This is a genomic window from Actinophytocola sp., assembly GCF_036402745.1.
Classification (GTDB): Bacteria; Actinomycetota; Actinomycetes; order Mycobacteriales; family Pseudonocardiaceae; genus Actinophytocola.
In genome coordinates, this window is record NZ_DASWSJ010000216.1 from 14,842 (window position 1) to 27,230 (window position 12,389).

Here is a 12,389-nt window from a genome sequence, read left to right on the forward strand (position 1 = left end):
CTAGCTCGCAGAGAGGCAGTAGCCCACATTCCGCACCGTCTCAATCTTCCGCAGTCCGTCTAGTTTGGACCTGAGGCGTCGCACGTAGACGTCGACGACGTTGCTGCCCGGGTCGAACTGGTAGCCCCACACGTCGGCGAGGAGCTCCTCGCGGCTGCACACCTGGTTCGCCCGCTGCATGAGGTGGTTGAGCAGCAGGAACTCCCGGTGGGACAACGAGGTCTGCTGGCTGCCCATCGACACCGTGCGGCGTTGCGTGTCCAGGCGCAGGTCGCCGACCTGGAGGAACCGGCCGGTGAGCGTCTGCCGGTGGTCGCGCAGCCGCGCGCGGATCCGCGCCAGCAGCTCGGCGATCACGAACGGCTTGATCATGAAGTCGAGCGCGCCCGCGTCGAGCACCTGGACCCGCGCGCCGATCTCCGGCACCGCGGACAGCACGATCACCCGCAGGTCCGGCCGGTCGGCGAGCAGCTCGACCAGGAGGTCGTCGCCGGCCCGGTCGGGCAGCATCAGGTCGAGTACCACGAGGTCGTAGTCGCCCGAATGCACCGCGGCGAGCCCCTCGGCCGCGTTGCCGACGCAGTCGACGGTGTACCCCGTCGACTCCAGCGCGCGGTGCAGCAGACGACGAACCCGCTCCTCGTCGTCCACAACCAGAACTCGGCTCATTTTCGCCCACTCGCCGCGGCCGCACTGTCATTCCCGAGGTCGTCGGCATCCAGCCCGGCGTTACCGACCGTGACCAGAAAACTTGCTGGTCAGGCCATTTGGCGGCGCTCTCCGGCGCACCCGGACGGGTCGCGCTACTACCGGTGACAGTCACATGACAGAGCTGTCATCTACGCCGCATCCCCGGCTCGCGTGACGACGTGCGGATTGCAGTACCTGACCGCGCGGCGAACGGTGCCCACGGCACGACACCTGAGGATGATCATGAGACGTATCCGGTTTCGGTGGATCACACTCGGTTCCGTCGCGTTGATCGCGCTGGCCGTGGTCGTGCCCGTGGTCCTGCCGCAGCTCGCCGCCCCGGCACACGCCGCGCAGCCGGGCGCGATCACGCTGCACGTCCAGAGCGCCCGGACGGTGGGCACCGCGCCCGGCCAGATACGCAAGGGCGACGCGATCCCCGACTACCAGTGGCTGATCGCCGCGGAGGACGTGGGCAACCCGCACGACGCCACGCAGAACTGCCTGCCCAGCCGGGCGGGCGGCCGGGCCGACTTCGCCTCGACGTGCCAGTGGCCGTCCGTGCGGGAGACCCCCGGCTCGGTCCCCGTGGTGGCGCAGGGCGACGCCACCAAGCTCAACGACGCGACCGCGCTGGCGGACCTGCCGCCCGGCCGCTACCTGATCTCCGTGACCGCGGACGGCTACAAGATCGACGGCGCGCACTTCAGCGTCGACGGCGGCACCCACCAGGTCACGGTCGACATGCAGCCCTACCCCCTCCCGCTGGGCACCGCCCGGATCCGCGTGTTCCACGACGCCGTCCCGGTCGACGCGACCTACGAGATGGGCGCCGAGCCGGGGCTCGCCGGGTTCACCGCGCACCTGGCCGACGTGCTCGGCGAGGTCACCACCGACTACTACGGCAACCCGCTGTGCACCGCCTACGTCCACTCCGCACCGGACGCGACGCACGCCAAGGGTCAGATCGTGTTCGCCGGCGGAAAGCCGGTCGTGGCGCCGAACTCGCCCGGGCGGTGCGTGAGCGACGCGGCCGGCGACATCGTCATCGAGAACCTCGGACCGGACCGCTACGCCGCGTCCGTCGTCCCGCCCACCGGCCAGACCTGGGCGCAGACCACGACCCTCGAGGGCGCGCACGACTGGGACATCTGGGTCCAGGAGGGCGACACCGGCTACGACACCGAGCAGACCGTCGGCGGCGAGCGAGTGCCCTATGTGGACTTCGGGTTCGTCGAGCCGAAGGCGCTGCCGGCCGGGCCGGCCGGCGCGATCAAGGGTGTCGCGGTCCAGGTCGACACCTACGTCGGCGGCACCGGCGGGGTCACCGTGCCCGAGACGGGCATCGCGGGCGCCAACGTGCGCGGCCCGGTCGACCGGCCCTACGTCGCGCTGTCCGCGCTGGGCAACAACGACCAGATGGTCTACATGGCGCGAGCCGGCAGCGACGGCCGGTTCGACATCAGGAACGTGCCCGACGGCGACTACCAGCTCACCCTGTGGGACTACCCGCAGGAGCTCATCCTCGACAGCTTCTCGGTGACCGTGAACAACGGCCAGACGGTCGACGTCGGCCAGAAGGGCCTGGCCGGCTGGCACACCGCCGTGCACGGCTCGGTGTTCGTCGACGCCAACGCGAACGGCAAGCGGGACCCGGGGGAGAGCGGCGTGCCGCAGTTCGCGGTGGCGGTCAAGGAGCGCGACAACTCGGTGATGGACCAGGGCACCAACACGGTCACCACCGACTCGCAGGGCCGGTACACGATCAACGAGGTCTACCCGCTGAGCAAGTTCCTGGTCCTCGAGGCGTTCAACACCCGTTACAAGACAACGGGAATCACCTACAAGGCCGACAACGACCCGCAGCCGACGACGTTGCTCGGCGCGGCCGTGGACATCAGCATCCTGCCCATCATCGGGCTGCGCGGCCAGGTCGACTGGGGCGTCCAGCCCTACGCCGGAGCCGAGAACGGCGGCATCGCCGGCACGGTCACCTACGACACCACCCGCAACGAGCTCGACCCGCGCTACTCGGTGAGCGAGTCCTACCAGCCGGGTGTGCCGGACGTGCCCGTGCACCTGTACGCGGTCAAGCGCGACGCCGACGGCACGCCGATCCTCAACGCCGACGGGTCCACCGCCCGCGGCCCGGAGCTCGCGGACACCTACACCTCCGAGACCTGGCATCGCCCGGCCGGCTGTGTGCCGCGCAACCACAACGGCGACGTGCTCACCGACCAGCAGGCCGTCGGCCTGCCCGAGCAGGATCCGCAGTCCTGTGTGGAGGCTCCGCTGCAGGGCGTCCAGACCCGGCCGAGCGACGCCAACCCGGACAACTTCGGCCAGACGGTCAACGGCAACTACGCCTTCGCCACCTCCAAGCTCAACCTGTTCCCGCCGGACGACCCGGACAACCCCGCGCCCGACCACCAGCTGCCGCTGTACGCGAACCTCGCCGACGCCCACTACCCCGACCAGCCGCTGCCCCCGGACGACTACCTCGTCGCGGTCGGCATCCCCGACAACCCCGTCGGCGGCGGGCCGATGTACCAGGTCACCCGCGAGGAGGACGTGAACGTCTTCACCGGCGACGGCTACCTGCCGCAGGAGAACTTCCCGCCGTCCGCGGAGCAGTCCGGCGACCAGCCCAACCCCGCGCAGCCGCAACCGGATCCGGGCGCGCCGCCGTCCCAGGGCGCGGGCATCGTGGCCCCGTGTGCCGGCGCGAACCACCTCGTGCACGTCACCAACCAGGCGTTCGTCGACGGCGGCGGCAGCCCGTTCGAGGGCCAGCAACGCCCGCTGTGCGACCAGAAGCTGGTCACCGTCCGCGGCGCGCAGGCCACGGCACCGAACTTCAACCTGTTCACCGAGGTGCCCCTGCCGACCCACTTCTGGGGCCTGACCATCAACGACCTCGGCCTCGCCTACGACAAGCGCTCGGTCGAGTTCGGTGAGGCCGCGGGTCTGCCGAACGTGCCGATGGGCATCTACGACTGGAGCGGGCGGCTCGTCGACAAGGTGGACACCGACTTCAACGGCTTCTACGAGGCGCTGGAGCCCTCGACGTCCACCTACAACTGCCCGCTGCCGGCCGGACCGTGTCCTGGCATGTACAAGTTCGTGGGCAACGACCCCGGCCAGCCCGGGCATCCGAACAGCAACTACAACCGGCGCTACCGCACGATCGCGACCAACTTCCAGGCCTGGCCGGGTCTCTACACGGTGACCGACACCGCGCCGACCCAGGTCGCGGTGGTGGCCACCGCCCCCGGCTCGACCCAGATCAACCCGGTGGACTGCACCCCGCCGGCCACCGCGCCGCAGCTGTTCGCCGTGTCCCGGCCCTACGTCGCCAGAACCGACGCCAACCGGACGCTGACGATCAACGGCACCGGCTTCGGCGCGACCAGGGGTTCCGGGCAGGTGAGCGTCACCCGGCCCAGCGGGGTCTCGGTCAACCTGCCGGTGACCAGCTGGTCGGACACGACGGTGACGGTCCAGGTGCCCGCGACGCTCATCGCGGGGCCGGTGTCCCTCGCGCTGCGCACAGGTAGCGGGCAGACCACCCTCAACGGGCTGACCGTGCACCTGCTCGGCCCCATCTACAACCCGCGCCTCCTGCAGGTCAACCCGCCCACACCGGGTGCGCCGGGCACCACGTTCACCACCGTGCAGGCCGCGCTCGAGGCGGCCGCCCGCGGCACCGGCGCGCAGCTGGTCGTGGTGTGGCCCGGCCCGCAGGGGCAGGACAACCCGAAGGGTGCCTACTTCGAGAACCTGGTCGTGCACTCGACCGTCCAGCTCCAGGGCGTCGGCCCGGGCGGCTTCCGCACCGACGGCAGCTACGTCCGCGGCTCCGTGATCGACGGCATGGGCTTCAACCCGGGCAACGACGCCGGCATCGCGTGGTTCGCGCTCGTCGGCGGGCTGCAGTACCAGGGCCCGGTCAACGTGCCGGACTCCGCGACGGTGACCGTGCTCGCGCCACCGGCCGGCAACACCGGCTCGGCCATCGACGGGTTCGGCATCACCGGCGGCGCGCAGGCCGACTTCCCCGTCAACCTCAACGTCGTCAACGGCGGCGTGCACACCCCGGCCGGCGCGCCCGGCGCGGCGGTCACCCAGGGCGGCGGCGTGTACGTGCACGCCTCGGTCAACTCGCTCAACCTCACCAACAACGTGATCGCCGGCAACAGCGGCTCCTACGCCGGGGGCATCCGGGTCGGCACGCCTTACAACACGACGATCGTCAACCGCGGCCTGACCGTGTCGCACAACCAGATCCACGACAACGGCGGCACCAACCTCGCGGGCGGGATCGGGCTGTTCAACGGGACCAACAACTACTCGGTCGACCACAACGACCTGTGCGGCAACTTCTCTGCCGAGTACGGCGGCGGGATCAGCCACTACGGCCGCAGCAACAACGGTCAGATCGCGAACAACCGGTTGTGGTTCAACCAGTCCTACGACGAGGCCGGCGGCATCATGATCGCCGGTGAGCTGAGCACGAACCTCGCGCAGCCCTCCGCCGGGTCGGGACCGCTGTCCGTGCACGAGAACCTCATCCAGGACAACATGTCCAACGACGACGGCGGCGGGATCCGCCTGCTGCAGGCCGGCAACTTCCCGATCGCCATCGAGAACAACCTGATCACCGACAACATCTCCACCCACGAGGGTGGCGGGCTCGCCCTCGACGACGCCACGAACGTCCGGCTGGTCAACAACACGGTGATGAAGAACATCACCACGGCGACCGCGATCACGAGCACCGGCGCGCCCGCGCCGGCGGGCCTGGCCACCACGCTGAACAGCGTGCAGCTGCAAGCCACGCTGCCCGCGAACGCGGCGAGGTACAGCAACCCGTTGCTGCTCAACAACGTCTTCTACGACAACCGGGCCGGCAGCTGGAACGGGGAGTTCGTCTCCGGGGTCGGCTCACCGCAGGCACCCGCGGGCGACCCGGTCCGGCGCTGGGAGCTCGGCTCGGTCGACGCCGGGGTGACCCTCACCCCGACCAACTCGGTGCTGCTGCAGTACGACCCGGGCGTGACCCCGAGCGCCACCAACAAGGTGGGGCAGGACCCGAGGGTGAAGTCGGCGTTCGACGTGTCCGTCACGATCCTCACCTCGCGCACGTTCCCGACCTTCCGGGAGGCCGTGATCGTGGCGAAGAACGTGCCGCCCCAGCTGCAGGGCGACTACCACCTCGTCGGCGCGGTCTCGCCGGCCAGCAACTCGGGCGCGTTCGGCCGCAACTACGGCGGTGCCCTGGTGCTCGCCCCGAGCACCGACTACGACGGCGACCTGCGGAGCCTCCTGTTCCCCGACATCGGTGCGGACGAGATCCCGTGAGCGACCCGATGGCACAGGACGGCCAACCCGACCACGAAGAGCAGGAGGACACCGTGAGCATCGAACCCCCACGCCGTGCCATGACTCGGCGCGCGTTGCTCACCGGCGGAGTCGGCGCGGCGGCGGCGATCGGGGCAGGCCGGCTACTCGCCGCCCACGGCGCCGCCGCGCCGCGACGCACGGCCGCGGCCGCCGCGCCGGCCGTCGAGCTCCACCTCGCCGCCACCGACGGCTGGGCGTCCATGCCGCCCAGCTCCCGGCCGAACCTGCCGTTCTGGCCCGACTCCCTCGCCCCGAGCCAGCTCGACCTCTACGTCTTCGGGTTCCGGGACGTGACCGGCCTCGACGCGGCCGCGGTCACCGCGCAGCGCGGCAAGGCGCAGGTCTCCGCGCCGACGCTGGGCTTCGACGAGGGCGTGGACATCAAGCTGACGCTGAGCAACCTCGGGCTGTCCCAGCGGCCGGACCTCACCGACGGGCACACGGTGCACTGGCACGGCTTCCAGAACGCCATCCCGCTCTTCGACGGCGTGCCGGAGCTGTCGATCTCGGTGCCCATCGGCCGGGACTTCACCTACTTCTACCGGCCCCGCGATCCCGGCACGTACATGTACCACTGCCACTTCGAGGACGTCGAGCACGTGCAGATGGGCATGACCGGGCTCGTCTACGTCCGGCCGGTGCAGAACGCGCACCCGGTGGCGGGGGACCCGGCCGGCAGCCGCTACGCCTACAACGACGGCGACGGCTCCACCCGCTACGACCGCGAGTTCGGCATGCTGCTCAACGAGGTGTGGGCCGAGGCGCACTACCGCGACGCGCACATCCAGACCACCGACTGGACCGACTACGCGCCGAGCTTCTGGACCATCAACGGGCGCAGCTACCCGGACACGGTCGCGCCGAACGGCGACCCGATGACCCCGGCGGCCGGCCGGCTGCGCTACCAGCCGAACAGCTCGCTCGTCACCGCGAACGAGGGCGACCGGGTCCTGCTGCGGCTGGCCAACCTCGGCTACCAGAGCCACAACCTGGCCGCGGACGGCATCGAGCTGACCACCGTGGCCAAGGACGCGACGCTGCTCGTCGGCCGGGACGCCAGCACGCACTTCGAGACCGGCAACAGCGTCGAGATCGCGCCGGGCGAGAGCCGCGACGTGCTGTTCACCGCGCCCGCGCCCGGCACGTACCTGCTCTACGACCGCCACCTCGCGTTCCTCACCAACGGCGGCGCGGGCGGCTACGGCGGACAGCTGACCGAGATCAGGGTCAGTCCCCGCGGCACCCGGCCCGCGCAAACCACCCCGAACACGTGATCAGGTAGAGGAGCGTTCCCATGTCGCGCATCCGCGCCCCGCGGCCAACCGTGGCGATCCCCGCGCTGCTCATCGTGCTCGTGGCGTTCGTGCTGCTCGTGCCGGCGACGTCCTCGAGCGCCGAGGTGCGCGACGGCCTGCCGTGCGAGACCAACACCACCAACACCTTCTCGATGGACGCCAAGTCGGGCTATGTGTCCACACCGGACGGTAACTCCATCTACATGTGGAGCTACGGCATGAGCACCAAGGGCTTCCAGCTGCCCGGGCCGACGCTGTGCGTGGACGCCGGGGTGAAGGTGACCGTGGTGCTGCACAACTCGCTGCCCGAGGCCACCTCGATCCTGTTCGCCGGCCAGCGCGACCAGCAGGCCGACGGCCGCGCCGCCCAGCCGAGGATCGACACGGCGGGCCTGCTGACCTCGCTCACCGACGTCGCGCCGGCCGCGGGCGGCACGGTGACCTACACGTTCACCGCCGGCTCGCCGGGCACCTACCTGTACGAGAGCGGCACCGACGTGGCCAAGCAGCGCGAGATGGGCCTCTACGGCGCGCTCGTCGTGCGGCCGCCGGGCAACCCGGGCCAGGCCAACGCCCGCGGGGACTCGGCGTTCGACCCCAAGCACGAGTACGTCTACCTGCTGTCCGAAGTGGACCCCGACCTGCACCTCGCGGTGGAGCGCAAGCAGGCCTACGACGTGACCAAGACCAAGCCGCGGTACTTCTTCATCAACGGCCGCAGCATGCCCGACACGATCGCGCCGGACAACGCGGCCTGGCTGCCCAACCAGCCCTACGGCTCGCTGGTGCACATCACGCCGTACGTGCCGGGCAACCCGAACAACAAGCCGGCCCTGGTGCGCTACCTCAACGCCGGCTCGGTCGACTACCCCTTCCACCCGCACGGCAACGACCAGCGGGTGATCAACCAGGACGGCCAGCCGGTGGAGGGCGCGGGCGCGACCGACGCGTCCTACAACAAGTTCCTCGTCGACGTGGCGCCCGGGCAGGGCGTCGACACGCTCGACCAGTGGGTGGACGCCGAGCACTGGAACGCCGAGTCGAACCCGATCCCGGTTCCGCTGCCGCAGCTGCAGGACCAGATCGTGGGGCCGGGCACGGAGACGTGGTTCAGCGAGAACCCGTACCTGGGCGGGGCACCCGGTGAGGTTCCCGCGGGCATCGTGCGCAACAACCAGTGCGGCGAGTACTACATGGTCGCGCACAGCCACGCGCTCGAGCAGGCCACCAACTTCGGCGCGAGCTTCGGGGGCATGATGACGCTGGTTCGCATCGACCCACCGTCCGGATGTCCGGCGGCATGACCGCGCAAGCCAGAAGGGACGGCAGATCGATGCGTACCAACCAGAGCCCGCGTGCCTGGGTGCTGATCGTGGGTGTCGCGGTCGGCCTCGCGGTCACCGGCGCCGGCGCCGGGGCGACCACCGCCGCGGCCGCCGAGCCCGTCGGCACGGCCGTCACCCACACCGCCGCCACCCACACCGCCCTCACCCACACCGCCACCCACAAGGCGACCGCGCCCCGGCACACCAAGCCGCTGCCGTCGGACACCGGTGCGCGGGTCCAGGCCGCGCCCCAGGGCGAGCTGGCGGGCAGCGGCTGCACGGTCACCGCGGGCACGGCGGCCTGCGAGCTGTTCGCCAAGACCGGCACGCTCACCGTCTCGAGCAGCCCGCTGCCGATCTGGGGGCTGTCCGCCACCAGCGCCGGGCCCGCCACCGTCCCCGGTCCCGTGCTGGTGGTTCCCGAGGGGACCGCGGTGTCCCTGCGGGTCCACAACGACCTGCCCGGCGCGTTGAGCATCGCCGTGCCGGGGCTCCTCGGCGGACCCGACGACCTGACCGGCGCGCCCTCGGGCGGCGAGAAGACCTACGAGTTCACCGCGTCGCGGCCGGGCACCTACCTCTACGAGGCGGGGCACACCCCGGACGGCGCGCGGCAGGCCGCGATGGGCGTCTACGGCGCGCTGGTCGTGCGGCCCGCGAGCGCCGCGGGCACCGCGTACGGCGACGCCGCCGGCGCCTTCGACGACGAGGCCGTGCTCGTGCTGTCCGAGATGGACCCGGCGTTCAACGCCAACCCGCTCGGCTTCGACATGCGCCGCTTCCAGCCCACCTACCGGCTGATCAACGGGAAGGCCTTCCCGGAGACCGACCCGGTGGCGACGGCCGGTGGCCGGCGGGTGCTGCTGCGCTACGTCAACGCCGGCGTGTTCGGCCACGCGATGGGCACGCTCGGGGCGGCGCAGACCGCCCTCGGCACGGACGCCCGGCCGCTCGGGTCCCCGCGCCCGCTCGTGACCGCGCCGGTGCCGCCGGGCGGCACCGAGGACACGCTCGTCACGGTGCCCGCGGCCGACCACGGCGCGAAGTTCGCGGTGTACGAGACCGCCGGCCGGCTGGACACCGCGGGCCACCGGGTGGGCACCACCAACCAGGTCGCGCTCGGCGGGATGCTGACCTTCCTCGACACCGGCGTGGCCCCCGCGTCCGGCGACACCTCCGGCCCGGTCGCCCGCAACGTCTCCGCGACCCCGGCGTCGGCGACGGCCCTGCAGACCGTGACCGTGAAGTCCGACTTCTCCGATGTGGACAACGGCAACTCCGGCATCACCCGGGCGGAGTTCGTCGTCGACGACCCGGGCATCGCGGTCGGCACCGGCACGCCGTTCACCGGCGCGTTCGGCGGGCCGACCGTCACCGGCGCCACCGCCTCGCTCGACCTGCGCACCGTGACACCCGCGCTGAGCACCGGCAAGCACCTGATCTACGTCCGCGCCCTGGACTTCCAGGGCAACTGGGGCGTCGTCAACACCGTCGTGCTGACCGTGAGCAGCTCCGGGCCCGCAACCACCGGCGGCGCGCTCACCCCGGCCACCACGAACGGGTCGACGGCGGTCGAGCTCACGGCGACCGGGGACGACTCGCTGCTCGGCGGCACCGTCGACGCGGCCGAGTTCTTCCTCGGCGCGGCCGGCGCCAGCGGCACGGGCACCGCGCTCACCCTCACGCCGGGCACGGTCACCTCGTTGCGTGGCACCATCTCCACCGCCACGCTCGCCGCGCAGCCGGAAGGCCCGGTGACGGTCCTCGTGCACAGCCACGACTCGTTCGGGCTGTGGGGACCGACCCAGGCGCTGACCATCAACCTCGACCGCACGGCGCCGACGATGGACAGCGGCATCGCCGTCCCGAGCCCGACGAACGGGCGGACCGGCTCGCCGGTCGACGCCAGCGCCATCCAGGTGAGCGCCGCGTTCACCGACTCGGTGGCGGGGAACCTGCGGTCGCCGATCGCGGCTGCCGAGGGGTTCCTCGACAACCCGAGCGGTGTCCCGGGTAACGGCTTCACGTTCGTGGCACTCGACGGCGCGTTCAACGCCAGCGGCGAGTCGACCTACGGGCTGCTGCCGCTGAGCCAGCTGACCGGCCTCGCCGACGGCACGCACCAGGTCTACGTGCACGCCAAGGATCTCGCGGGCAACTGGGGACCGCTGGCGCCGGTGGCGCTCGTGGTCGACCGGGGCGGCCCGGCGACCGCCGCGCTCGCCGCCTCGCCGGCGACCGTGGTCCGCGCGACCACCTCGATCACGCTCACCGGGACCGCGACGGACGCGCTGTCCGGCGTCACCGGCGCCGAGTGGTTCGAGGGCGCCGATCCGGGTGCCGGGGCCGGCCGGGCGATTCCGGTGACCTCGACCGGGCCGCGGTCGGGGAGCCTGCGGGTCGCGATCGCGCCGGGCGGGTTCTCGGTCGGGGCGCACACGTTGTCGGTCCGGTCAAAGGACGCGGCCGGCAACTGGGGCGCGCTCACGACCGTGCGGATCACCGTGTCCCAGCTGAGCAACACGCTGCTGGCGGACGGTTTCGAGTCGGGCGACACGAGCTCGTGGAGCGCGGCGACCGGTCCGGTGGCCGTCACCCCGGGCGCCGCCCTCACCGGCGCGAACGGCCTGCGGGCGACGAACGGCGGCTACGTCACCGACCAGTCCCCGCTCGCCGAGTCCGCGTACCACCTGCAGTTCCAGTTCCGGCCGGACACGCTGGCGACCGGAACCGGCACGGTGAACATCGCCAACGGGCAGGCCACGGGCGGCGTGTCGCTGTTCGTCGTGCAGTACCGCACTTCGGGCACCGCCCAGCAGCTACGGCTCGGCGCGCGGCGCAACACCGGCGCGGTGACGTACACGAACTGGGTCACGGTGACCGGCACGCAGACCGTGCGGGTGGACTGGGCGGCTGGCACCTCGGCCACCGAGTCGCTGACGGTCGGTGCCACGACGCTGCGGCTGACCGGGTTCAACACCGGCACGGTGCGGCTGGAGACGCTGCTGTTCGGGCTGACCGGCGGCGGCACGGGCACGACCGGCTCGGCATCGTTCGACGCGGTCAACTCCACCCGGTTCACCCTGCCGTGACGACCTCCGAGACCCACCCCGTCCGAGACCCACACGAGGAGGAACTGTGAAGCGGCAACGAGTACGCGGATGGTCGGGAGTCTTCGGGCTGCTGGGCACCCGGGCGACAGGGCTGTCGATCCTGCTGGTGGCCGCCGTGATCGCGGTGCTGGTCTGGCAGATGGCGCCCACCGCGGAGGCCCGCAAGCCTTACCAGGTCCCGCAGGACCCGGCGATGGAGAGCAGCCTCGGCATCCGGATCAAGCAGATCGCGGTGGTCGGCGACGGCGGCCTCGTGGAGGTCCGGTACACGGTCCTCGACGGCCAGAAGGCCAGCCGGTTCCAGAACAACACCCACCACCCGCCGGTGCTGCGCAGCGAGCGGCGTTCCGGTGACGTGTACCGGACGGCGCTGATGAAGCAGGGCCACCAGCTCCGGCCGGGGCAGACCTACTACATCCTCTACCTGAACAACCACAACACGGTGCGCAGCGGTGAGTCGGTCGAGGTGACCGCCGGGAACACCCACCTGCGCCACGTACCGGTGCGGTGACCACGATGGCCGCGCGGTCGGGTGTGGTGCCTGGGGTGGCCGCGCGGTCGGC

At 71.5% G+C, this 12,389-nt stretch carries 6 protein-coding genes; 5 read left to right on the top strand and 1 reads right to left on the bottom strand.

The annotated features are described in order from the left end of the window. The gene (locus tag VGD70_RS20790; protein ID WP_331083793.1) at positions 1-669 is read right to left on the bottom strand and encodes a response regulator transcription factor; all 669 of its coding nucleotides are present in this window, start codon (positions 667-669) and stop codon (positions 1-3) included. A gap of 264 nt (positions 670-933) precedes the next feature. Here VGD70_RS20790 and VGD70_RS20795 point away from each other — a divergent pair, with 264 nt between their 5' ends. From VGD70_RS20795 to VGD70_RS20815, 5 genes are read left to right on the top strand one after another with little or no spacing between them, the layout of a single operon-like run. Then, positions 934-6,051, top strand: a complete 5,118-nt coding sequence (locus tag VGD70_RS20795) for an SdrD B-like domain-containing protein (protein ID WP_331083795.1) — start codon at positions 934-936, stop codon at positions 6,049-6,051. Between the two features lie 53 nt (positions 6,052-6,104). Next, a complete protein-coding gene (locus tag VGD70_RS20800) occupies positions 6,105-7,367 on the top strand; it encodes a multicopper oxidase domain-containing protein (RefSeq protein WP_331083796.1) in 1,263 nt (420 codons plus the stop codon). A 20-nt stretch (positions 7,368-7,387) separates the two neighbouring features. Beyond that, on the top strand, positions 7,388-8,692 hold the full coding sequence (locus tag VGD70_RS20805; RefSeq protein ID WP_331083798.1) for a multicopper oxidase domain-containing protein: 1,305 nt from the start codon (positions 7,388-7,390) through the stop codon (positions 8,690-8,692). A gap of 29 nt (positions 8,693-8,721) precedes the next feature. Beyond that, positions 8,722-11,805, top strand: coding sequence for a multicopper oxidase domain-containing protein (locus VGD70_RS20810; RefSeq protein ID WP_331083800.1), 3,084 nt, complete (start codon positions 8,722-8,724; stop codon positions 11,803-11,805). Positions 11,806-11,851: 46 nt separating this feature from the next. Then, the gene (locus tag VGD70_RS20815) at positions 11,852-12,337 is read left to right on the top strand and encodes a hypothetical protein (protein WP_331083802.1); all 486 of its coding nucleotides are present in this window, start codon (positions 11,852-11,854) and stop codon (positions 12,335-12,337) included. Positions 12,338-12,389: the final 52 nt, after the last annotated feature.